Below are 21522 nucleotides of genomic sequence, written 5' to 3' on the forward strand. Positions count from 1 at the left end.
CGCTCGTCAGGTGGTGGGAACGCCGAGTCGGTCGAGCAGGTGGCGGCGCAGCGCGCCGAAGGCCCTGTCGTCCGGCGTACGGGTGGGGCCGAGGTCGACGGGCATCTCGGCGGCGATGCGGCCCTCGTCGAGAAGCAGGATCCGGTCGGCGAGCAGCAGCGCCTCCTCCACGTCGTGAGTGACCAGTAGGGCGGCGAAGCCGTGCTCGGCGCGCAGCCGGCGCAGCAGGATCTGCATCCGCAGTCGGGTCAGCGCGTCCAGCGCGCCGAACGGCTCGTCGAGCAGCAGCAGGTCCGGTTCGCGGACCAGGGCCCGCGCCACGGCAACCCGCTGCGCCTGCCCACCGGACAACTCGGCCGGCCAGGCGCGATCCCGCTCGGCCAGACCGACCTCGGCCAGCGCCCGCCGGATCCGGCCCGGGCCGTCCGCGCCGGACAGCCCGAGCCCCACGTTCTCCGTCACACGTTTCCATGGCAGCAACCGGTGCTCCTGGAAGACCACCGCGGCGGTGCCGTGCACGACGCTCGTCCCGCCGGCCTCGCCGTCCAACCCGGCGAGAATCCGCAGCAGCGTGCTCTTGCCGGAACCGCTGCCGCCCAGCAGGGCCACCACCTCACCGCGGGCGATGGTGAGGTCGACCCCGGCCAGCACGACCGTCGGCCCGAACGCCCGGCGCACCGCGTGGGCGGTGAGCACCGGCTCGGCGCCGTTCAGGTCGCCCGCAGTCCGCGACGCCATGTCAACATCCTCCTCTCCAGGACGCGCAGCGCAAGGTCGGATATCAGCCCGAGCAGGGCATAGACGAGCAGGCCGAGCACCACCACGTCGGTCTGGCTGAACTCCCGCGCCTCCATCATCAGGAAGCCGATTCCGGTCTGGGCGTTGACCTGTTCGCCGACGACCAGGCTGAGCCAGGCCGCCCCGATCGCCAGCCGTAGGCCGAGGAAGAGCGACGGCAGCGCGCCGGGCAGCACCACGTGCCGCAGTCGGGCGGCCTGGCCCAGACCACAGGTCCGGGCGGCCTCCACCAGCCGCTCGTCGATGTCCCGGATGCCGGCGTAGGTGTTGAAGTAGATGGGGAAGAACGCGCCCAGAGCCACCAGGCTGATCTTGAGTGATTCGCCGATGCCGACCCAGATGATCAGCAACGGAACCAGTCCGAGGTGCGGCAGCATCCGGGCCATCTGCACCGGCGGGTCGACCAGGTCGTCACCGAGCCGCAGCAGCCCGGCCACGGTCCCCAGGGCCAGGGCCAGGAGACCGCCGATCAGCAGACCCGCCCCGGCCCGGGTCAGGGAGTCCAACAGGTGGATGCCGAGCGTCCCGTCCCGGCTCAGCCGCCAGCCGGTGGCCAGGACGTCGCTGGGCGCGGGCAGCTTCTCGGCCGCCAGCAGCCCGGTCCGTGCGGCCAACTCCCACCCGAGGACCAGCACCACCGGGCTCACCACCCGCCGCCAGCGCCGGGCCGGCCGCTGACGACGGGGTACGACCGGCACCGCCGCCGCGACCTCGTCGGGCGCCTCGACGAGGCTGGTACGACTCACTGGAACACCGCGCTGAACCGGTCGTCGACCCGGGAGCGGAGGTCGACCGGCCCCGGGATGAGTTCCAGGGCGATGAAGCTGTCGGTGATCGCCTGAAGCTCGTCGCCGATGGCCGGAGTGACCGGGGCGAGGGGCCTGGCGCTGCGGGCCAGGGCGCGGCTGGTGACGTCCTGCGGGATCTTCAGCTCCGGCGCGAGGGTGCTGGCTCGCTCCTCAGGGTGGGCGATGCCCCAGTCGGTCACCTCGCGGTAGCGCTGGAGGAACGCCCGGATGTCGTCCGTCCGCTTGTCGAGCGCCCGGGGCGTGGCCAGGACGTACTCGCGGTTGCTGGCCAGGCCGGTCGCGTCGGCGAGCACCTGGACCCCCGGTTGCTCGGCCAGGGCGAAGTACGGGTCCCAGATCACCCAGGCGTCGATCTGCCCACCGTCGAACGCGGGCCGCCCCTCGGCGGGCTTGAGGTACTTGACCTGGATGTCCTTCAGCGTCATGTTGTTCGCCTCCAACAGCCGCACCAGCAGCCAGTGCACGTTGGACCCCTTGTTGAGGGCCACCGTCCTGCCCTTGAGGTCGGCGAAGCTGCGGTAGCCCCGGTCGGCCTTGACCAGCACGGCCTCACCCTGCGGGATCGGCGCTGACGTGCCGATGACGGAGAACGGGATCTTCCCGGCGGCGGCGAAGACGGGCGGCGCCTCGCCGACCTGTCCGATGTCGATGGAGCCGGCCTTGAGCGCCTCGGTGAGCGCCGGGCCGCTCTCGAACAGCGACCACTCCACATCCGGTGCGGCGCCGCGCGCCTTGACCAGGCTCAGCCCGCCGAAGCGCTGGTAGCCGATCCGGAGCTTGTCCGCGCTGCCGCCCGCATCGGCGGACCCGCCGCACGCACTCACCGCGACAGTGGCGAGCAGCGCCACGGTGGTGAGCACGGCCGTCAGGAGGCGGCGATGCGGGGGACGGCTCGTCGACGGGCTGTGCATGGCGGCTCCTCGGGTCGGGGCAGGCGGACGGTGGCGCATCGACAGGTGTCGGCGCCGGCAGTAGCCTACTAACCCGATAGGTTTTATGGGTAGGCTGTCGACGGGATCGTCCCACCCATCAGGAGGTGCCCGCATCGCCGCGTGCGCCGACCGCCCCCGCTGGAGGAAAGAGCCCCGATGACCCTCACCTTCCACTGGTTCCTGCCCACCAACGGCGACAGCCGGGACATCGTCGGCGGCGGCCACGGCGTACCGACCGGCGCCGCCGGAGGCGCCCGCCCGGCCAGCGTGGCGTACCTCGGGCAGATCGCCCGCAGCGCCGAGCAACTCGGCTTCGTCGGCGCGCTCACCCCGACCGGCGCCTGGTGCGAGGACGCCTGGCTCAGCACCGCGATGCTCACCGAGGTGACCGAGCGACTCAAGTTCCTGGTCGCCTTCCGGCCCGGGCTGCTGGCCCCCACGCTCGCCGCCCAGATGGCCTCGACCTTCCAGCGGCTGTCCCGGGGCCGGCTGCTGCTCAACGTGGTCACCGGTGGCGAGTCGCAGGAGCAGCGGGCCTACGGCGACTTCCTGGACAAGGACGCCAGGTACGCACGGGCCGACGAGTTCCTGCACGTGGTGCGTGCGCTGTGGCGCGGCGAGACCGTCGACCACGACGGCGCCCACGTCCGTGTCGAACAGGCGCGGCTGCACCGGCTACCCGACCCGGTGCCGCCGGTCTACTTCGGTGGGTCCTCCTCCGCCGCCCTCCCGGTAGCGGTGCGACACAGCGACGTCTACCTCACCTGGGGCGAGCCGCCGGCCCTGGTCGCCGACAAACTGGAGCGGGTCCGGGCGCTGGCCGCCGGTGCCGGGCGGGAGCTGCGCTTCGGCATCCGGTTGCACGTCATCGCGCGCGACACCACCGAGCAGGCCTGGGCGCAGGCCCAGCGTCTCCTCGACGGGGTCTCCGAGGCCGACATCCGGGCCGTGCAGGAGGGTCTGCGCCGCAGCGAGTCCGAGGGACAGCGCCGCATGCTCGACCTGCACGGCGGCTCCCGCGACGGCCTGGAGATCGCCCCCAATCTGTGGGCGGGGGTCGGGTTGGTCCGCGGCGGGGCCGGCACCGCTCTGGTGGGCAGCCACGCCGAGGTCGCCGACCGGATCGCGGAATACCACGCGCTCGGCATCGACGAGTTCATCCTCTCCGGCTATCCGCACCTGGAGGAGGCGTACTGGTTCGGTGAGGGAGTGCTGCCGATCCTGCGCGACCGAGGGCTGTGGCGGCACCCCGACGGCCGACCCGGGACCGCCGACCACGTCGACGTCCCGTTCGCCGGCGTGCCAGCGCCGCAGCCCGCCGGAGCCCGCTGACCGGCCGACCCGCGGCAACCGGCACCACAGCCGCCTACAGGTCCATCGCGTAGACCCGGACCTGGCGGCCGGTGTCCGGCTGCACGGTCTCGCGCTCCAGCGACATGCCCAGCTTGACCATCACCCGCGCGGACGCCTCGTTGCCGACGACGTGGATGCTGACCAGCCGCCGCAGGTCGAGCGCGGCGCGAGTGTGGGCGACAACGGCCTGGGCCGCCTCGGTGGCCAGGCCCCGACCCCAGTGTGCGCGGCCGAGCCGCCAGCCGATCTCCACGGCCGGCATGATCTCGGGCAGGAAGGTCGGCACCGCCAGTCCGGTGAAACCGGCCAACTCGCCGGTCTCTCTGACCTCCACCGCGTACAGGCCGAAGCCGTGCTTGTCCCACTGCCGCTGAGAGTTGGCCAGACGCTCCGCGGTCGCGGCCCGGTCCAGGGTGCGGCCGTCATGGATGTAGCGCATCACCTCGGGCTGCGCGTTGATCGCGGCGAAGCCGTCCAGATCGTCGCTTCGCATGCAGCGCAACAGCAGCCGCGGAGTTTCCAGGGACGTGGCATCAGGGGAGCTTGTCAGGTCAGGCACCTCCCCTTCGTAGCATTTCGGCGCTCACAGGGCGATGGGTCGTCCCTAGACGGATCGGCCGGCGAACCGCTGGCCGACCCGCCGCCCGACGAGGCTCACCAGGGCGCTGCCGACCGCCATCCCGACCAGCACCAGAACCGCCCCGACCACCCACAGTCCACTGTCGTCGGTCGACGCGGCCCGCCACGACCAGACCGCCGTGAACGCCACAGTCATCACCGGCGCCACCAGCCAGGGGCTGAGCCGCGTCCCGGCGAGCGCGGCCAGCAGCACGAGCGTCAGCACACAGCCGATCACCTGCCACGGCTCGTACGGGCCACTGCTCGCGCCGGTCTGCGCGTCGACCGTGTACCGGGTGTCCCAGCCCAGCCAGAGGATCCATGCCCCGACCGTGGCCGCCGCCAGGAACAGAACACCGAGCAGTGCGCGGGTACCCCTCGTCGCCGTCATCCGGCGATCATCCCCTGCCTGCCCCGCACCGGAACAGCCGTCCCGCGCCCCGACCTCAGGCGCCGGTGGCGTTCCAGACCACGACGTGGACGACGAACACCTGATCCTTGTTGGGCGGGGCGATCGCGCCGAGGCCCGACCGGGACGACGGAAAGCCCGCCCAGCTCATGCTCTCACCGGATCGCACGTCGCCGGGGGTCAGGACACGCGGGTACGCGGGCCGTCCGCGTTGGACTGTTGCCTCGGTCGGTGGTGATCCTCTACGGTCTGGTCAGCGGTGGGCGGTGCGGTCCGCATCCGACCCGACACCGCCGGTTGCCCGTCGTGCGGGCCGGGATGGTGGAGTCCCGGGTCGCCCCGTCGGCGGTGACCCGGCGGTCGTGTGACTCCCAGCTCGTTCCCAGGTCCTGTGGCCGGGGTGGCTCCGCGTGGAGCCGACAGCGAGCCGGGGCACGCCGACCCACCGGGAGAGCCCCGTGTTCCTCAGCCCGCACGAGCAGGACCGCCTGCTCGTCCACGTCGCGGCCGATGTCGCCCGCGCCCGCCGCGAACGCGGCCTGCGCCTCAACTACCCCGAAGCCGTCGCGGTGATCACCGCGTTCCTCCTCGAAGGGGCCCGCGACGGGCGGTCGGTGGTCGACCTGATGTCGGCCGGCCGGGCGGTGCTCGGCCGCGACGACGTCCAGGACGGCATCCCCGAGCTGCTGAGGGAGGTGCAGGTGGAAGCGACGTTCCCGGACGGCACCAAGCTGGTGACTGTGCACCACCCGATCCCGTGATCCCCGGGGAGATCCTGCCGGCCGCCGAGCCGGTTGAGATCAACGTGGGTCGTCCGGTGACCACAGTGCTCGTGGTCAACACCGCGGACCGCCCGGTGCAGGTCGGCTCGCACTACCACTTCGCCGAAGCCAACCCGGCGCTGTCGTTCGACCGGGGCGCGGCCTGGGGGCAGCGGCTCGCCGTTCCGGCCGGCACTTCCGTCCGGTTCGAGCCGGGCATCAACCGCAGCGTCGACCTCGTGCCACTCGGCGGCGCCCGCGTCGTGCCGGGCCTGCGCGCAGAATGCGCGGGACCGTTGGACCCGTCGCCGCAGCCGGTCACGGAAGACGGGCCGCCACGGTGAGCGCTGTGCGGCGGGACCGCTACATCGACCTGTACGGGCCGACGACCGGTGACCGGATCCGACTGGCCGACACGAACCTGCTGATCGAGGTGGAGACCGACCACTGTGTGGGCGGCGACGAGGCGGTCTTCGGCGGTGGGAAGGTGATCCGTGAGTCGATGGGTCAGTCCCGTGCCACCCGCGCCGAGGGGGCACTGGACACCGTCATCACCGGCGCTGTGGTGCTCGACCACTGGGGCGTGGTCAAGGCCGACGTGGGGCTGCGCGACGGGCGCATCGTGGCGCTCGGCCGGGCCGGCAACCCGGACACCATGCCCGGTGTCCACCCCGACCTGGTCATCGGCCCGTCGACCGAGGTGATCGCGGGCAACGGGCGGATCCTCACCGCCGGCGCAGTCGACACCCACGTGCACTTCATCTGCCCGCAGATCGTCACCGAGGCACTGGCCAGTGGCATCACCACGATGGTCGGCGGCGGCACCGGGCCGGCCGAGGGGACCCGCGCCACAACCGTCACCCCGAACGCCTGGCACCTGGCCCGGATGCACGAGGCGCTGGACACCATGCCGGTCAACGTGCTGCTGCTCGGCAAGGGCAACACCGTCTCCAGCGAGGCGCTGTGGGAACAGTTGCGGGCCGGTGCGGGCGGTTTCAAGCTGCACGAGGACTGGGGTACCACACCGGCGGCGATCGACGCCTGCCTGCGGGTGGCGGATGCGTCCGGGGTCCAGGTGTCGATCCACACCGACACGCTCAACGAGGCCGGGTTCGTCGCCGACACCCTGCGGGCGATCGGCGGGCGGGCGATCCACTCGTACCACACCGAGGGAGCCGGTGGCGGGCACGCACCGGACATCATCACCGTGGCCAGTGAACCGAACGTGCTGCCGTCGTCGACGAACCCGACCCGGCCGTACACCGCCAACACCCTGGCCGAGCACCTGGACATGCTGATGGTCTGTCACCATCTCAACCCGTCAGTGCCGGAGGACCTGGCCTTCGCCGAGAGCCGGATCCGACCGTCCACGATGGCCGCCGAGGACCTGCTGCACGACCTCGGCGCCATCTCGATCATCGGGTCCGACGCGCAGGCGATGGGCCGGGTCGGCGAGGTGATCATGCGGACCTGGCAGAGCGCCCACGTGATGAAGGGCCGGGTCGGCGCGCTGCCGGGCGACGGGCCCGCCGACAACCACCGGGCCCGACGGTACGTGGCGAAGTACACCATCTGCGCGGCGATGGCCAACGGCCTGGAACGGGAGATCGGCTCGGTCGAACCGGGCAAGCTCGCCGACCTGGTGCTCTGGGATCCGGCGTTCTTCGGCGTCCGACCGCTCCTGGTGATCAAGGGCGGCATGATCGCGTACGCCCAGATGGGAGACGCCAACGCCTCGATCCCGACACCGCAGCCGATGCTGCCCAGGCCGATGTTCGGGGCGTACGGCACGGCGGCGGCAGCCACCAGCCTGGCCTTCGTGGCTCCGGCGGCCCTGGACGCCGGACTCCGCTTGGACGTCCGACGCCGGGTGGTGCCGGTGAGCGACGTACGGTCGCGGGGCAAGGCCGATTTGCCGGAGAACAACGCGATGCCGCGCATCGAGGTGGACCCGGACACCTTCACGGTACGGATCGACGGGCAGGTGGTGGAGCCGGACCCGGTCACCCGGCTGCCGATGGCCCAGCGGTACTTCCTGTTCTGATGGCGACGCCGAGCCTGCTGTTGCTGTTGGCCGACGGGCGCTTCCCGGCCGGGGCGCACGCGCACTCCGGTGGTCTGGAGGCGGCCGTCGCCGCCGGTCGGGTCACCGACCTGACCTCGTTGGAGGCGTTCCTGGCCGGCCGGTTGGCCACCGCCGGGCTGGTCGGCGCGGCGTTCGCGGCGGCAGCCCACCGAGCGGCGGTGCTGGCTGAGTTCGCCGCCCGGTCGGGCGCGCTGACTCGGCTCGACGCCGAGCTGGACGCGCGCACCGCCGCCCCGGCGTTGCGGGCGGTCTCGCGTCGGCAGGGCCGGGCGTTGCTGCGTGCCGGCCGGTCCATCTGGCCGGACGCCCCGTTCGCCGACCTGCCTGCGACGCCCGGTGGCCCACACCAACCGCTGGTGCTCGGGCTGCTCTGCGCCGCGGCCGGGCTGTCCCGCGTCGAGACCGCCATGATCGCGGCGTACGGGACGCTGACCGGGGCGGCCAGCGCCGGCGTACGTCTGCTCGGCCTCGACCCGTACCAGGTGCAGGCCCTGCTGGTCGGCCTGGCCGACGCCTGCGACGGCACGGCCGCCGACGCGGCGCGGGCCGCCGATGATCCACCGGAGCGGCTGCCGGCGGCCGCCGCGCCACTCGCCGACATCCATGCCGAAATCCATGCCACCTGGGAGGTGCGTCTCTTTGCGTCCTGACACCGTTGTGCCAAGCGCTGTGCCCGCCGTCGAACCGATCACGCCGCCACCGCCGGCCACCCCACCCCACGACGAGACCGTTGCGCACACCCATCCGGAGCCGGGGGTGGACCCCCATCCGCCGTTGGCGCAAGCCGGCCGTGCCCTGCGGGTCGGCATCGGCGGCCCGGTCGGTTCCGGCAAGACGGCCCTGGTGGCCGCGCTCTGCCGGGCCTTCGCCGACGAGCTGCGGCTCGGCGTGGTGACCAACGACATCTACACGACCGAGGACGCCGACTTCCTCCGGCGGGCCGGCGTGCTGGACCCGGCCCGGATCCGCGCTGTGGAGACCGGTTGCTGCCCGCACACCGCGATCCGCGACGACATCGGCGCCAACCTGGACGCCGTCGACGAATTGGCCGAGGCGGTCGGCCCGTTGGACCTGGTCCTTGTGGAAAGCGGTGGGGACAACCTGACGGCGACCTTCAGTCGGGGTCTGGTCGACCGACAGATCTTCGTGGTCGACGTGGCGGGCGGGGACAAGGTGCCCCGCAAGGGCGGGCCGGGGGTCACCGCCGCCGACCTTCTCGTGATCAACAAGACCGACCTGGCGCCGATGGTGGGTGCCGACCTCGCCGTCATGGATCGTGACGCGCGGGCCCGACGCGGAGACCTCCCGACCCTCTTCCTGTCCATCGTGGGAGACCCCACGGCGACGTCGGTAGCGGACTGGATCCGGCACGAGCTGGCTCACCACGCCGCCCTGCACCCACTGGCCGTGCCGGTCGGCCCGGCCTGATGCGAGCGCTCGCTCGGCTGGTCGCCAGGGCCGACGGTAGGGGCGGCACAGCCCTGGTCGAGTTGCACGGCGAAACGCCGTTGCTGCTGCGCCAGACCCCGACCGACTGTGGTGTCGCCACTGTGCACCTCGTCGGCGGGGCGGCCGGACCGCTCGCCGGGGACGATCTGCGCCTGGAGATCGAGGTCGGGCCGGGTGCGGCCGTCCGGGTGCACAGCGTCGCCGCGTCGATCGCCCTACCGGGTCGCGCGGGTGCCGTCTCCCGGATGGCGGTGCGGGCGGTGGTGCACGCCGGTGCGACGCTGCACTGGCTTCCGGAACAGTTGGTCGCTGCGGCCGGCTGCGCCCACCTCGCCGAGTCCCGGATCGCGCTGGCCGCCGGCGCGAGCCTGCGGTGGCGCGACGAGCTGATCTGCGGCCGGTACGGCGAGGTGCCCGGCGGCGCCGTCGTGCACACCCAGGTCGACTACGCGGGTCGGCCCCTGCTGCGCCAGTCCCTCGCGGTGGGCCCGAACGCGCCGGGCTGGGCCGGGCCGGCCGTACTCGGCGGCGCCCCGGCCACCGGATCCCTGCTGGTGGTCGATCCGTCGCGACCCGCCGAACCTCCAACGGCCGAGGGCAGCGTCGCCCGGCTGCCGCTGGCCGGCGGCCCGGGAACACTGTGGACCGCCACCGCTCCCGACGCGCACACCCTGCGCGCCCACCTCACGGTCTGAGGAGCCGCTTCCGGGCCGCGATGCCGTCTTGGCCCTGCGCGACGCCGCCATGGCCCGTCTCACCCGCGGCGGCCAAGCGGGGATTGGCCTCGACCGCCGAGACCGTTCCCGATGCCAGGTGGGTGCAGAGCACGACGGTGCCGGCCGGCGGACACTCCACAGAGAGCGTGATGTCGGTGGGTCATCGTGATGACTCACCGACATCACGCTCTCTGGATTATGAGGTGCGAGGTCGCGCCGCGCTCAAGGCCGTGCCGACCGCCCGCAAGCCCGACGGCCCCGCAAGCCCGGAGCCGGAGCCCGGAGCGGGGAGCGGGGAAGGGGTCAGCGGCGTGGACCGGCCGCGTCGGCGTGCACTCGTTGCCGGGCCGGGTCGAGGCGGCCGATCAGGTCGTCGAGCTGGCCTACGAGGTTGGCGGCCGAGGGAGTGCCCGGCTCGCTGGTCTCCGCGACGCCCATCTCCGTGATGCCCAGTTCGTCGATGCTGGCCCGGACCCGCTCGTCCAGGCGGGCGTGCTCGCGGCGGCCCCGAGCGGTCAGGTACGCCCGGATCCGTCGGCGGTCGATCGGATCGATCCGGCGGAAGACGAGGTTGCGGTCGACGAGCTGGTCGACCAGCTTGGTGAGGGTGCCCGGTGGCAGCGACGCCTCGGCGGACACCTCACTCATCGGGTGACCCTGGCCGTCGGCGAGCAGGCAGAGCACCCGCCACGCCTCGATGCTGATCGCGTCGTCCGCCAGAACGGCGCTCAACCGGCGGGAGAGCAGCCGTTCGGCGCGGGTGAGCGAGCGCAGCAGGTCCGCTGGCGCCCCGGGCACGTTTGACATTAAACTCCCTGGTCCGGTGGCCCTGTCATGGTAGCGAGTCGTCCCGGTCAGTGGTGAGCGCTGGTCTTCCGTGGTGGGCCGGGCAATCATGTGCTCATGTCCGCGCCGGCACCGCCGTGGCTGACCGTCGACCGCGCCGTGGTCAGCATCGCGCTGGTCTACCCCATGCGCGGGCCGGCCGGCATGTTCGGTCCCACCTGTGAGCTCTGCGCGCAGCTCGCGGTGGAGGAGATCAATCGGTGTGGTGGCGTGCTGGGCCGGGAGGTCCGGCTGGTGCCGGTCGACGGTGGCGCACCGCCGGCCGAGGTGGCCGCCGAGGTCGAGGCGTTGGTGTCAGTGGGAGCCGTGCAGGGGGTGACGGGGTGGCACATCTCCTCGGTGCGCCAGGCGATGGCGCCCCGCGTCGCGCACCGGGTGCCCTACGTCTACACCGCACTCTACGAGGGTGGCGAACGGACCGAAGGGGTCTTCCTGACCAGCGAGACGCCCGATGCCCAACTGTGGCCCGCGATGCGGCTGCTCGCCGGGGAGCAGGGCGTGGGCCGCTGGTTCGTGGTCGGCAACGACTATGTGTGGCCGCGCCGCACGTCGCGAGCCGCCCAGCGGTACGCGCTGCGCAGCGGTGGGCAGGTGGTGGGCCGGCACTTCCTGCCGTTGGACGCGCACGACTTCACCGAGGTGTTGCGCCGCATCGAGCACAGTGACGCGGACGCGGTGTTGATGCTGCTGGTCGGTGCCGACGCGGTGCGGTTCAACCGCGCGTTCGCCCGGTCCGGCCTGGATCAGCGCTGCCTGCGGCTGAGCACCCTGATGGACGAGAACATGCTGTTGGCCAGCGGCGCCGGCGCGACCCGGAGGCTGTACAGCACTGCTGGCTTCTTCGCCGGGCTGGTGACACCGGAAAATCTCGACTTCCACGGCGAGTTCGCGCGGCGCTTCGGGGTGGAGGCACCGCCGCTGGGCAGCCTGGGGGAATCCTGCTACGAGGGCGTCATGCTGCTCGCCGCGCTGATCGGCCAGGCCCGCACCCTCGACGTACGGGCCATCGAGACCGCCGCCGACACTGTCGCCTACCACGGGCCGCGTGGGCGCTTACGGCTGCGTCAGCGGCACGTCCGGCAGCGCATCTACCTGGCCGAGGCCGACGGACTCGACTTCACTGTGCTCGCCCAACTCTGAACCGGGCCCTGCCAGTCGGCCCCCCGACCCTTGACAGCGCCACCCGCCCCCGTCCTAAGATGCTTCCTGCGTGAAGTATCTGGCCGCGGGTCAGATCTCGCCAATGTGTGCCCACCGTCGACGGATGTGTCCGTCGACCATTGTGGTGGCACCTATTCTGCGTCTTTCCGAACGGCCGACACCGTTTCCTCCCCGACGGTGTCGGCCGTTTTTCGTGCGCGCCTCGACGGTCTGTCGGAAACAGTCAATTAAGGACCGGGAAACACCCGCGCAATCATGCCGGTCGACGCTTTCCCTGCCCATATCCGATCCGGTGCCCTGCGCGACGTCCACCCGTCGACCCTGGCATCGCCCACGTCAGCTCCATCGGACCGCACCGACCGTCCTTTCGCCACTTGAGTGCACCGCAGGGAGAGTAGATGTCATTATTCCGGGGCCGCCGCATCCTGGCGGGTGCCATGACCCTGGTCGCCGCGGCCGCGTTGACCGCGTGCGGCAGCAAGACCACCGACGAGGGCGGCGCGACCGGCGTCACCGCCGATGTCTCCGGCGACACCGTCAAGGTGGGCCTGCTCAACTCGCTCTCCGGGACCATGGCGATCAGCGAGGTCACCGTCCGCGACTCGATCATGCTCGCCGTCGAGGAGATCAACGCGGCCGGCGGTGTCCTCGGCAAGAAGATCCAGCCGGTCGGTGAGGACGGCGCCTCCGACTGGCCCACCTTCGCGGAGAAGGCCGAGAAGCTCATCTCCGAGGACCGGGTGGCCGCCGTCTTCGGCTGTTGGACGTCGGCCAGTCGCAAGGCGGTCAAGCCGGTGTTCGAGAAGAACAAGGCGTTGCTGTTCTACCCGGTGCAGTATGAGGGCCTGGAGCAGTCGCCCTACATCTTCTACACCGGAGCGACGACCAACCAGCAGATCGTTCCCGGGCTCGACTACCTCAAGTCGCAGGGCGCGAAGTCGGTCTATCTGGTCGGTAGCGACTACGTCTTTCCGCGCACCGCCAACAAAATCATCAAGGCGTACGCGACAGCGAACGGGATGACGGTGCTGGGTGAGGATTACGCGCCTCTGGGCTCCACCGAGTTCGGCACCATCGTCAACAAGGTCAAGTCCTCCGGAGCGGACGCGGTGTTCAACACGCTCAACGGTGACAGCAACGTGGCCTTCTTCAAGGAGTACAAGTCCGCGGGCCTGACCGCCGCCGCGATGCCTGTGGTGTCGGTGTCGATCGCCGAGGAAGAGGTCAAGGGCATCGGCACCCAGTACCTGGAGGGTCAGCTGACGGCCTGGAACTACTACCAGACCACTCCGGGCGCGGCGAACTCGAAGTTCGTGGCCGCGTACAAGGCGAAGTACGGCGCGGACAAGCCGACCAGCGACCCGATGGAGGCCGCGTACGTCGGCGTGCACCTGTGGAAGGCGATGGTCGAGAAGGCCGGCGCCTTCGACGTGGAGAAGGTCCGCTCCGCCTCGGACGGGATCACCTTCGACGCGCCGGAGGGTCTGGTCACCGTCGACGGCAAGACCCAGCACATCGCCAAGACCGCCCGGATCGGCAAGATCGGCGCGGACGGCCTGATCACCGAGGTGTGGAACTCCGGAAAGCCCGTCGCCCCGGACCCGTACCTCAAGACCTACCCGTGGGCGAGCGGCCTGAGCTGACGACGCCGGCCCGGGCGGAACGCGTTGCCGCGCGCTCCGCCCGGGCCACCCGACCAGCAGTTCGGAGTACCCACCGTGACAGTCCTCTTCGGTCAACTCTTCACCGGCATCAGCATCGGCGCGGTGCTGCTGCTCATCGCGCTCGGCCTCGCGCTGACCTTCGGCCAGATGAACGTGATCAACATGGCGCACGGTGAGTTCATCATGGCCGGTGCGTACACCACCTATGTTCTGCAACAGAGCATCACCGGCGCGGGCCTGTCCCTGGTGGTCGCGCTGCCGGTGGCGTTCGTGGTCGCCGGCGCCATGGGTGTCCTGCTGGAGGTGCTGCTCATCCGCCGGCTCTACGCCCGGCCACTGGACACCCTGCTGGTCACCTGGGGTGTGTCACTGATGTTGCAGCAACTGGCCAGGGACGTCTTCGGCAGCCCGAACGTGCAGACCCGCGCGCCCGAGCTGCTCACCGGCAACGTGGCGCTGCCCGGCGGGCTGACGATCGCCAACAACCGGCTGTTCATCCTCGCCCTGGCGCTGGCCGCCGTCGCGGCGCTCACCCTGGCGCTGCGACTCACCCCGCTCGGGCGTCGTATCCGCGCTGTGGTGCAGAACCGCGACCTCGCCGCCGTGTCCGGCATCGCCACCTCACGGGTCGACCGGACGACCTTCTTCCTCGGCTCCGGCCTGGCCGGGCTCGCCGGGGTGGCCCTCACCCTGCTCGGCCCGATCGGCCCGACGATGGGCACCAACCTGATCATCGACGCCTTCCTGGTCGTCGTGGTCGGCGGGATCGGCCAGCTCAAGGGCAGCGTGATCGTCGCCTTCGCCCTCGGCGTGCTCCAGGCCACCGGGGAGTACCTCACCACCCTCAGCGTCGCCAAGGTGATCGTGTTCGTGGCGATCGTCGCGTTCCTCCAGTGGCGGCCACAGGGCCTGTTCACCCTGCGGACCAGGAGCCTCGCATGACCGCCGTCACCCCCGCGCCACCCAGCACCGCCGTCCGCCCGGCGCCCGCCGGCGCCGTACCACCGGGTCGGCCCGCCGGCCGATCACGGCTGCGGACCCTGGCCGGCTTCGCCTTCGGCGCGGCGGTGCTGTTCGCCGTCGCCCCGCTGGTGCTGTCGGACTTCCGGCTGGCGTTGCTCGCCAAGTACCTCTGCGTCGCCATGGTCGCGGTCGGCATCGGGATCGCCTGGGGCCGGGGCGGAATGCTCACCCTGGGCCAGGGTGTCTTCTTCGGCCTCGGCGGCTACGCGATGGCCATGCACCTCAAGCTCGCCGACGCGGGCCCGGGTGGGATGCCCGACTTCATGCAGCTGTACGGGCAACTCGACGAGTTGCCGCTGTGGTGGCGGCCGTTCGCCAGCCCGTGGTTCGCGCTGCCCGCGACGGTGCTGCTGCCGATGGCGGTCGCCTTCGGGCTCGGCTCGCTGGTCTTCCGCCGCCGCGTGCGCGGCGCGTACTTCGCGATTCTCAGTCAGGCGCTCGCCGCCGCGATGGTGATCCTGCTGATCGGGCAGCAGGGCACCACGGGCGGCACCAACGGGCTCACCGACATCAAGGGCTTCTTCGGCTACGACCTGGACGACCCGGTCAACCAGCGGATGGTGTACTTCATCATCGCCGGGACGCTGCTGGCGTTGCTCGCGCTGACCCGTCAGCTCATCCACAGCCGCTACGGCGAGTTGCTGGTGGCGGTCCGCGACGGTGAGGAACGGGTCCGCTTCCTGGGCTACGACCCGGCGTCGGTCAAGCTGGTGGCGTACGTGGTCGCGGCGGGCATGGCCGGGCTTGCCGGGGCGCTGTTCGTGCCGGCGGTGGGCATCATCTCGCCCGCGCTGATCGGCATCGTCCCGTCGATCGAGTTCGTCATCGGCGTCGCGGTGGGCGGGCGGGCGAGCCTGCTCGGGCCGGTGCTCGGCGCGGTGGCGGTGGCCTGGGCGCGTACCGCCCTCTCCGAGAGGTTCCCGGGCACCTGGACGTACCTCCAGGGGTTGCTCTTCGTGGTCGTGGTGGCGTTCCTTCCCGGCGGCCTGGCGTCGCTGTGGGCGTTGGCCCGCCGCCGCGACGTCGCCGCGCAGCCGCTGCGGCGTGGGCGGTTGTCGCTGGGCCGACGACGCGCTGAGCGGACGGAGGTGCCGGCGGCATGAGCGGTGAGCGGTTGGACGGGTTGTCCGTCCGTGATGTGCGGGTCAGCTTCGACGGTTTCACCGCCGTCGACGGCGTCTCGTTGGAGGTGCCCGCCGGCGACATCCGGTTCCTGATCGGGCCGAACGGCGCCGGCAAGACCACACTGGTCGACGCGATCACGGGCCTGGTCCGGGCCACCGGCTCGGTCCGGTTCGGCGACGAGGAACTGCTCGGCCGCCCGGTGCACCGGATCAGCCGGCTCGGCATCGGGCGGACCTTCCAGACCTCGACGGTCTTCGAGGAGCTGTCGGTGTTGCAGAACCTCGACATCGCTGCGGGCGCCCGGCGTAGCTGGGCGACACTTGCCCGCCGCCGCCGCGGTGTCCCTGACGAGGTCGCCGCCGCGCTGGAGACCATCGGTCTGGCCGAGCGGGCCGCGCACCTCGCCGGGACGCTCGCGCACGGTCAGAAGCAGTGGCTGGAGATCGGCATGCTGCTGGTGCAGGACGCGCGGCTGCTGCTGCTGGACGAGCCGGTCGCCGGGATGAGCCACGAGGAACGCGACGCCACCGGCGTCCTGTTGGAGACGGTGAGCCGGGATCGCACTGTCGTCGTGATCGAGCACGACATGGACTTCCTGCGTCGGTTCGCGCGCAGCGTCACAGTGCTGCACGCCGGCCGGGTGCTCAGCGAGGGCACAGTGGCGCAGGTCCAGGCGGACCCGCGCGTGCAGGAGGTCTACCTTGGCCACCCGGTCGACGCCGGGTCGGCCCGCACCGGCCTGGAGGCATGATGCTGACGCTGCGCGGGGTGCACGCCGGGTACGGGCGTTCCCGGGTGCTGCACGGGGTCGATCTGGCGGTCCCGCCCGACGGGGTGGCCGCCGTGCTCGGGCACAACGGTGCCGGCAAGAGCACCCTGCTGCGGGTCGCGGCCGGGCTGCTGCGCCCGAGCGCCGGCACCGTCGAGCTCGACGGCGAGGACGTCACCCGCGCCGGGCCGCACGAGCGGGTGGCGCGGGGGATGGCGTACGTCCCGCAGGGTCAGCAGTGCTTCCCGCACCTGACCGCGGCGGAGAACCTGCGGCTGGTCGCCGACGGTCGGCGCGACGGTGCGGTGGCCACGGCGGAGGTGCTGGATCTGTTTCCGGCGTTGCGCCCGCTGCTGCGGCGTCGGGCCGGGCTGCTCTCCGGCGGTCAGCGCCAGCAGTTGGCCATCGCCCGTGCCCTGATCACCCGGCCGAGGCTGCTGATGCTCGACGAGCCGACCGAGGGAATCCAGCCGTCGGTGGTCGCGGAGATCCAGGAGCGGATCGTCGAGTTGACCCGGCAGTCCGGGTTCAGTGTGCTGCTCGTCGAGCAGCACCTGGGCTTCGCGCTGCGGGTGGCGGACCGCTACCACGTGCTGGAGTCCGGTCGGGTCACCTCGCACGGCGAAGGGGGTGTCACGGCGGAACGGGAGGTCCGGGCGGCGTTGGCGGTCTGACCGGCGCGGCGCCGGTCAGGTCCTCGGTGCGGGCCCGGTCGAGTCGCGCACGATCAGCAGGTGCCCGGTGGGGCGGCGGCGCGGGCGTGTCGTGCGCGGCTTGAGCGCGAGGGTGAGTGCCGTGCGGCCCATCTCGGTCATCGGCAGACGAATGGTGGTGAGGCTGGGCGCGAGGTCGGCCGCCACGGAGACGTCGTCGAAGCCGACCACTGACATCCGCGCGGGCACCGGCACGCGGCGGGACCGCAGCGTCGACAGCACGCCCATGGCCATCACGTCGTTGAGCGCGACGATCGCCGTCGTCTCGGGATGCTCGTTGAGGATCTGCTCGGCGGCGGCGCGCCCACCGCCGCGGGTGAAGTCGCTGTGCACGACGACGAGGTCGGCGGGGGACCGGCCGCGCTGCCGCAGGGCCGACGACACCCCGGCCAGCCGGTCGGCGACGGTGGTGAGGCCGGCGCTGCCCGCGGCGACAGCGATCCGCCGGTGGCCGAGATCCATCAGGTGCTGGCCGAGGGCATGGCCGCCGGCCTCGTTGTCCGGCAGCACGGCGTCGACGCCGAGCGCGTGTCGTCCGATGGCGGCGGCCCGTCCGCCGTGGTCCTGGAACGCGTCCAGTTCGGCGCGGGCCGCGCTCTCCATCCGTGGGTCGTCGTAGCCGGAACCGCTGATCAGGACGATACCGACCCGCTGGGCGATCAGGTGGCGCAACTGTTGCAGCTCGTAGCCGGGGTCGCGGCCGGACTGGCAGATCTGCACCAGCAGCCCCTGCTCGGCGGCGAGCTGGATGACACCGGCGGCGATCTCGGAGAAGTACGGGTCGTCGACCTGATGGACGATCAACCCCACGGTGGAGGTGGCCCCGCTGGCCAGGGTGCGGGCGTACGGGTTGGCCACGTAGCCCAGCTCACTGGCGATCTGCCGGATCCGGTCGGCGACCTCGGTGCTGACCCCCTCACGGCCGGCGAGGGCGCGGGAGGCGGTCGCCAGCGAGACGGCGGCGTGTTGGGCGACGTCCACGAGGCGCGGCCGGTGGCTGGCCCTGGGCATCGGCAACCCTCCGAGAACATTCATGTCACCCGATCTGTTGCGAGCGACATCGATCGAAGCCTAGGGTACGTAAGCGCTTTCGTAAGCGCTTACGTGACCGGCATCCGGTATGCCGCGAAACGAGGTGACAGCCATGTCCAGGGCCCGACGAGCGGCCGTCTCCCTCCTGGCGATCGGCGCACTGACCGGCGCCAGCGCGCCACCGGCGCAGGCGGATCGCAGCCTCTCGCACGACGTCCACCCGGCGCTGCGCGCGCACCTGGTCGCCGCGTACGACTTCGACCACCCGGTGCCCGGCGACCCCGCCCTCGAACGCGACCAGGGGCGGTCCGGCACCGAGATCGAGCTGATCAACGGCGGCGCCGCCATGCGGGTGCCGGACCGGGCCTACCGGGGCAGCCGCAACGCGGTGCAGACCCGCCAGGTCGACCCCGCCGTCGCCGGCAACGACGACTGGAAGGCCGGCACCTGGTCGGCCAGCGGGGTGCGGACGTTGCGGCCCTTCAGCGCCACAGCGGGCACCACGGTCATGGGCTGGTTCAAGCTGAACATGGACAGCCCCCTGCCCAACTCCACCACCGCCGACCCGGGCGACAGGTACAACGCGATCGGGCTGGCCGGAGTGCTGACCGGCGACTCCGACGGCCACGGCGTCCGCGCCCTGCTGGAGCTGATCGACGTCGACGGGGAGTTGCGCCTCGTCGCGCTCGGCCGGCGGCTCGACGGCGGCAACTCGCAGACCTTCGCCGCCACCCGGGACTGGCGCGAGCTGCTGCCGGTGGGGGAGTGGGTGCACCTGGCCGCCACCTTCGACTTCGACACCGGCGCGCTCGCCCTCTACCGCGACGGCGAACCGGTGGACGGCTTCTACACCCGGGCCGACGACCCGTGGCTGGTGTCCGGGCCGGGCCCACACGTGACCACCGCGTCCGACCCCCGGGGCATCAAGATCGGCGGCAGCTTCCCGCAGGACACAGTTGAGCGCAACCCGTGCGACTGCCGGATGGACGGCCTGATGTTCCTCGACAGTGTGGTCTCCGCGAACGACGTGCGGAGGCAGTACCGCCACCTTGCCCGCTGACCACCCTCGGCACCGTCCCACCGAGAAGGAGACACGCGTGCGCACCCTGCACCGCCGCGCCGGCACCGCCCGCCGGCCCACAGTGAGGGCCGGCCTCACCGCCCTCGTGCTGATCCTGTCCACACTGGTCGCCTCGCCCGCGCGGGCCGCCGACGCTGTCGACGACCCCATCCCCGAGATGCCGGTCCAGTCCCGACTCGGGCTGGTCCTCAGCGAGTACGCCAGCTTCCCGCAGTCGTACCCGACGCCGGCGCCGACCGACGCGCGGCTCATGCGTACCGCGCGGATCAACACCATCATGGAGGTGCCCGACGGCTCCGGCCGGCGGGCGGTGCCCGACCTCAACGGCAGCCTCTACCTGGTCGAGGGCGGCGTGCCGCACGTCTACCTGGACGTGGCGGCGACGTTCGCGCCGCGGTTCTTCTCCGGTCGTGGGCTCGGCCAGGGCTTCGGGTACGTCGCGTTCCACCCGGAGTTCGGTGTGAACGGCCGCTTCTACACCATCCACACCGAGTTGGCGTCGACGACGACCGCCATCCCGGACTATGCCCAGCCCAACGCGCTCTTCCACGGTGTCATCACCGAGTGGACGGCCACCGATCCGGCCGCCGACACCTTCGCCGGCACCCACCGCGAGGTGCTGCGCATCGGCTTCGGCGGCCAGGTGCACGGCATCCAGGAGATCAACTTCAACCCCACTGCCAAGCGTCACGACCGCGACTACGGTCTGCTGTACCTCGCCGTCGGCGACGGTGGCCAGGGCGCGCGCAACACCGACCCGCAGAACCTGGCACTGCCCCACGGCAAGCTGCTGCGGATCGACCCCCGGGGCACCAAGTCCGCCAACGGGCGCTACGGCATCCCAGCCGGGAACCCGTTCGTCGGCCGGGCCGGCGCGCTCGGCGAGCTGTACGCCGTGGGTTTCCGGGACCCGCACCGGTTCAGCTGGGACCGGGCGACCGGCCGGATGTACCTCGGACACATCGGTGAACACGCCGTCGAGGCCATCTACGAGGTCCGCGCCGGGGACAACTTCGGCTGGAGCGAGCGCGAGGGCTCATTCATTTTCGACAAGACGGCCACGAACCCGTGCGACCGGCTGCTCCCGCTGCCCGCCGACGACGACAGGTACGGCTACACCTACCCCGTCGCCGCGTACGACCACGACCCCGCGGCCGGCTGGAACTGCACCGACGACGTCGGTGTCGCTGTGGCTGGCGGTTTCGTCTACCGGGGGCGGGCGCTGCCCGCGCTGCGCGGCAAGTACGTCTTCGGCGACCTCGTCGACGGCCGGGTGCTCTACACCGAGGCCAACGAGATGCGCCGGGGCCGAGGGCTGGCCACCATCCACCAGCTCGCGCTCTTCGACGCGGCGGGCACCCCGGTCCGGATGCGCGACCTGTCCGCCCCGGGCGCGCCCGGTGACCCCAACCGGGTGGACCTGCGCTTCGGCACCGACGCCGCCGGCGAGCTCTACGTCGTCGCGAAGGCCAACGGAAAGGTGTGGAAGGTGACCGGCACCAGGGAGTTCGCCAGCGGCGACGTCGGGGACGTCACACTGCGCCGCACCGCTGGGGCCGCGAACTGGGCGCCGGTGACGCCGGCGAAGTGGCAGTTCACAGGCGACCAGGTCATCCTGGCCGAGGCCGGGGAGAGCCGGCCGGGTCCGCGCCGGCCCTTCGAGTACGCGGTGCTGACCAACGGCCCGGCGTGGTCGTCGGTGCGGGTCGACGCCCAGGTACGACTCGACACGCCGGTGGAGGTCACCAACCGGGACGTGATCATCGTCTTCGGCTGGCGCTCGGACACCGAGTTCTACTACGCCCATCTCTCCACTGACAACACGATCTATCCGCACAACGGCATCTTCAAGGTGGACAACGCCGACCGGGAGCGCATCGACCACCAGTGGAACGGCCGGTCCCGGGGCGCCAACCCGGCGATCACCGATGCCCTGTGGCACCGCGTCCGGGTGGTGCACCTGCCGGCCACCGGCGAGATCGCCGTCTACGTCGACGGGCACCGCGACCCGCTGCTGACCGCGAGGGACACCACGTTCGGCTCGGGACGGGTCGGCTTCGGCTCGTTCGACAACGTGGGCCGACTGCGCAACCTGACCCTCACCGGCACGCCGGCCTGAACCGGGGGAGCGGTGGGGACGGCGACGCTCGCGCCGCCGTCCCCACCGGCTCATCCGT

At 71.8% G+C, this 21522-nt stretch carries 22 protein-coding genes; 15 read left to right on the top strand and 7 right to left on the bottom strand.

The features are described 5' to 3' along the window. Positions 1 to 6: 6 nt before the first annotated feature. Genes NIE79_RS28315 through NIE79_RS28325 form a run of 3 tightly spaced genes read right to left on the bottom strand, consistent with a single transcriptional unit; the run spans position 7 to position 2518 of the window. Positions 7 to 738, bottom strand: coding sequence for an ABC transporter ATP-binding protein (locus NIE79_RS28315; protein WP_238681483.1), 732 nt, complete (start codon positions 736 to 738; stop codon positions 7 to 9). Then, positions 711 to 1544 carry an ABC transporter permease subunit gene (locus NIE79_RS28320; RefSeq protein ID WP_238681484.1) on the bottom strand — a complete coding sequence of 278 codons (834 nt, stop codon included), beginning with the start codon at positions 1542 to 1544 and terminating at the stop codon, positions 711 to 713. The genes NIE79_RS28315 and NIE79_RS28320 overlap by 28 nt, the downstream gene beginning before the upstream one ends. Then, positions 1541 to 2518 (bottom strand): aliphatic sulfonate ABC transporter substrate-binding protein, encoded by a 978-nt coding sequence (locus NIE79_RS28325; RefSeq protein WP_238681485.1) that lies wholly within the window; start codon positions 2516 to 2518, stop codon positions 1541 to 1543. The genes NIE79_RS28320 and NIE79_RS28325 overlap by 4 nt, the downstream gene beginning before the upstream one ends. Positions 2519 to 2695: 177 nt before the next feature. Between NIE79_RS28325 and NIE79_RS28330 the strand changes: the two genes are divergently transcribed. Further along, positions 2696 to 3871 carry an LLM class flavin-dependent oxidoreductase gene (locus tag NIE79_RS28330; protein ID WP_238681486.1) on the top strand — a complete coding sequence of 392 codons (1176 nt, stop codon included), beginning with the start codon at positions 2696 to 2698 and terminating at the stop codon, positions 3869 to 3871. A 34-nt stretch (positions 3872 to 3905) separates the two neighbouring features. Here NIE79_RS28330 and NIE79_RS28335 read toward each other — a convergent pair whose 3' ends face one another. After that, positions 3906 to 4451 carry a GNAT family N-acetyltransferase gene (locus tag NIE79_RS28335; RefSeq protein WP_308193243.1) on the bottom strand — a complete coding sequence of 182 codons (546 nt, stop codon included), beginning with the start codon at positions 4449 to 4451 and terminating at the stop codon, positions 3906 to 3908. Between the two features lie 45 nt (positions 4452 to 4496). Then, a complete protein-coding gene (locus tag NIE79_RS28340) occupies positions 4497 to 4901 on the bottom strand; it encodes a hypothetical protein (RefSeq protein WP_238681488.1) in 405 nt (134 codons plus the stop codon). 476 nt (positions 4902 to 5377) lie between these two features. Here NIE79_RS28340 and NIE79_RS28345 point away from each other — a divergent pair, with 476 nt between their 5' ends. From NIE79_RS28345 to NIE79_RS28370, 6 genes are read left to right on the top strand one after another with little or no spacing between them, the layout of a single operon-like run. Continuing rightward, a complete protein-coding gene (locus tag NIE79_RS28345; protein WP_030335444.1) occupies positions 5378 to 5680 on the top strand; it encodes an urease subunit gamma in 303 nt (100 codons plus the stop codon). Beyond that, the gene (locus NIE79_RS28350; protein WP_308193244.1) at positions 5677 to 6024 is read left to right on the top strand and encodes an urease subunit beta; all 348 of its coding nucleotides are present in this window, start codon (positions 5677 to 5679) and stop codon (positions 6022 to 6024) included. Before NIE79_RS28345 ends, NIE79_RS28350 begins: the two co-directional genes overlap by 4 nt. After that, positions 6021 to 7724, top strand: coding sequence for an urease subunit alpha (locus NIE79_RS28355; protein ID WP_238681489.1), 1704 nt, complete (start codon positions 6021 to 6023; stop codon positions 7722 to 7724). The genes NIE79_RS28350 and NIE79_RS28355 overlap by 4 nt, the downstream gene beginning before the upstream one ends. Further along, entirely contained in the window at positions 7724 to 8416 is a 693-nt protein-coding gene (locus NIE79_RS28360; RefSeq protein WP_238681490.1) for an urease accessory protein UreF, read from the top strand. The genes NIE79_RS28355 and NIE79_RS28360 overlap by 1 nt, the downstream gene beginning before the upstream one ends. Then, the gene (gene ureG / locus NIE79_RS28365) at positions 8406 to 9194 is read left to right on the top strand and encodes an urease accessory protein UreG (protein WP_238681491.1); all 789 of its coding nucleotides are present in this window, start codon (positions 8406 to 8408) and stop codon (positions 9192 to 9194) included. The genes NIE79_RS28360 and ureG overlap by 11 nt, the downstream gene beginning before the upstream one ends. Beyond that, the gene (locus tag NIE79_RS28370; protein WP_238681492.1) at positions 9194 to 9910 is read left to right on the top strand and encodes an urease accessory protein UreD; all 717 of its coding nucleotides are present in this window, start codon (positions 9194 to 9196) and stop codon (positions 9908 to 9910) included. The genes ureG and NIE79_RS28370 overlap by 1 nt, the downstream gene beginning before the upstream one ends. A gap of 324 nt (positions 9911 to 10234) precedes the next feature. On the opposite strand, the gene NIE79_RS28375 is transcribed toward NIE79_RS28370, so the two are convergent. After that, a complete protein-coding gene (locus NIE79_RS28375) occupies positions 10235 to 10738 on the bottom strand; it encodes a MarR family winged helix-turn-helix transcriptional regulator (RefSeq protein WP_238681493.1) in 504 nt (167 codons plus the stop codon). Between the two features lie 96 nt (positions 10739 to 10834). On the opposite strand from NIE79_RS28375, the gene NIE79_RS28380 reads away from it, so the two are divergent. From NIE79_RS28380 to urtE, 6 genes are all read left to right on the top strand, one after another. Then, entirely contained in the window at positions 10835 to 11917 is a 1083-nt protein-coding gene (locus NIE79_RS28380; RefSeq protein WP_238681494.1) for a substrate-binding domain-containing protein, read from the top strand. Between the two features lie 419 nt (positions 11918 to 12336). Continuing rightward, the gene (gene urtA, locus NIE79_RS28385; protein WP_238681495.1) at positions 12337 to 13581 is read left to right on the top strand and encodes an urea ABC transporter substrate-binding protein; all 1245 of its coding nucleotides are present in this window, start codon (positions 12337 to 12339) and stop codon (positions 13579 to 13581) included. A 75-nt stretch (positions 13582 to 13656) separates the two neighbouring features. Then, positions 13657 to 14544: an urea ABC transporter permease subunit UrtB gene (gene urtB, locus NIE79_RS28390; protein ID WP_238681496.1), complete on the top strand. Its 888-nt coding sequence runs from the start codon at positions 13657 to 13659 to the stop codon at positions 14542 to 14544. Next, complete coding sequence (gene urtC / locus NIE79_RS28395; RefSeq protein ID WP_238681497.1) at positions 14541 to 15728, top strand: urea ABC transporter permease subunit UrtC; 1188 nt, start codon at positions 14541 to 14543, stop codon at positions 15726 to 15728. The genes urtB and urtC overlap by 4 nt, the downstream gene beginning before the upstream one ends. Beyond that, positions 15725 to 16501, top strand: a complete 777-nt coding sequence (gene urtD / locus NIE79_RS28400; RefSeq protein WP_238681498.1) for an urea ABC transporter ATP-binding protein UrtD — start codon at positions 15725 to 15727, stop codon at positions 16499 to 16501. The genes urtC and urtD overlap by 4 nt, the downstream gene beginning before the upstream one ends. Then, the gene (gene urtE / locus NIE79_RS28405) at positions 16501 to 17193 is read left to right on the top strand and encodes an urea ABC transporter ATP-binding subunit UrtE (RefSeq protein WP_238681499.1); all 693 of its coding nucleotides are present in this window, start codon (positions 16501 to 16503) and stop codon (positions 17191 to 17193) included. The genes urtD and urtE overlap by 1 nt, the downstream gene beginning before the upstream one ends. A gap of 15 nt (positions 17194 to 17208) precedes the next feature. On the opposite strand, the gene NIE79_RS28410 is transcribed toward urtE, so the two are convergent. Then, entirely contained in the window at positions 17209 to 18243 is a 1035-nt protein-coding gene (locus NIE79_RS28410) for a LacI family DNA-binding transcriptional regulator (protein ID WP_238681500.1), read from the bottom strand. A 133-nt stretch (positions 18244 to 18376) separates the two neighbouring features. Between NIE79_RS28410 and NIE79_RS28415 the strand changes: the two genes are divergently transcribed. Further along, positions 18377 to 19324 (top strand): LamG-like jellyroll fold domain-containing protein, encoded by a 948-nt coding sequence (locus tag NIE79_RS28415; protein WP_238681501.1) that lies wholly within the window; start codon positions 18377 to 18379, stop codon positions 19322 to 19324. Between the two features lie 37 nt (positions 19325 to 19361). Then, positions 19362 to 21464: a PQQ-dependent sugar dehydrogenase gene (locus NIE79_RS28420; RefSeq protein ID WP_238681502.1), complete on the top strand. Its 2103-nt coding sequence runs from the start codon at positions 19362 to 19364 to the stop codon at positions 21462 to 21464. The last annotated feature ends 58 nt before the right edge of the window (positions 21465 to 21522 follow it).

The sequence above is a fragment of the Micromonospora trifolii genome (genome assembly GCF_022229005.1).
GTDB lineage: Bacteria > Actinomycetota > Actinomycetes > Mycobacteriales > Micromonosporaceae > Micromonospora > Micromonospora trifolii.

What these genes read in the sequence shown, in the direction of transcription:
- NIE79_RS28315 (WP_238681483.1), bottom strand. Translation starts at nt 738, where the DNA reads ATGGCGTCGCGGACTGCGGGCGACCTGAACGGCGCCGAGCCGGTGCTC.
- NIE79_RS28325 (WP_238681485.1), bottom strand. Translation starts at nt 2,518, where the DNA reads ATGCACAGCCCGTCGACGAGCCGTCCCCCGCATCGCCGCCTCCTGACG.
- NIE79_RS28330 (WP_238681486.1), top strand. Translation starts at nt 2,696, where the DNA reads ATGACCCTCACCTTCCACTGGTTCCTGCCCACCAACGGCGACAGCCGG.
- NIE79_RS28340 (WP_238681488.1), bottom strand. Translation starts at nt 4,901, where the DNA reads ATGACGGCGACGAGGGGTACCCGCGCACTGCTCGGTGTTCTGTTCCTG.
- NIE79_RS28360 (WP_238681490.1), top strand. Translation starts at nt 7,724, where the DNA reads ATGGCGACGCCGAGCCTGCTGTTGCTGTTGGCCGACGGGCGCTTCCCG.
- NIE79_RS28370 (WP_238681492.1), top strand. Translation starts at nt 9,194, where the DNA reads ATGCGAGCGCTCGCTCGGCTGGTCGCCAGGGCCGACGGTAGGGGCGGC.
- NIE79_RS28375 (WP_238681493.1), bottom strand. Translation starts at nt 10,738, where the DNA reads ATGTCAAACGTGCCCGGGGCGCCAGCGGACCTGCTGCGCTCGCTCACC.
- NIE79_RS28380 (WP_238681494.1), top strand. Translation starts at nt 10,835, where the DNA reads ATGTCCGCGCCGGCACCGCCGTGGCTGACCGTCGACCGCGCCGTGGTC.
- urtA (WP_238681495.1), top strand. Translation starts at nt 12,337, where the DNA reads ATGTCATTATTCCGGGGCCGCCGCATCCTGGCGGGTGCCATGACCCTG.
- urtC (WP_238681497.1), top strand. Translation starts at nt 14,541, where the DNA reads ATGACCGCCGTCACCCCCGCGCCACCCAGCACCGCCGTCCGCCCGGCG.
- urtD (WP_238681498.1), top strand. Translation starts at nt 15,725, where the DNA reads ATGAGCGGTGAGCGGTTGGACGGGTTGTCCGTCCGTGATGTGCGGGTC.
- urtE (WP_238681499.1), top strand. Translation starts at nt 16,501, where the DNA reads ATGCTGACGCTGCGCGGGGTGCACGCCGGGTACGGGCGTTCCCGGGTG.
- NIE79_RS28410 (WP_238681500.1), bottom strand. Translation starts at nt 18,243, where the DNA reads ATGCCCAGGGCCAGCCACCGGCCGCGCCTCGTGGACGTCGCCCAACAC.
- NIE79_RS28415 (WP_238681501.1), top strand. Translation starts at nt 18,377, where the DNA reads ATGTCCAGGGCCCGACGAGCGGCCGTCTCCCTCCTGGCGATCGGCGCA.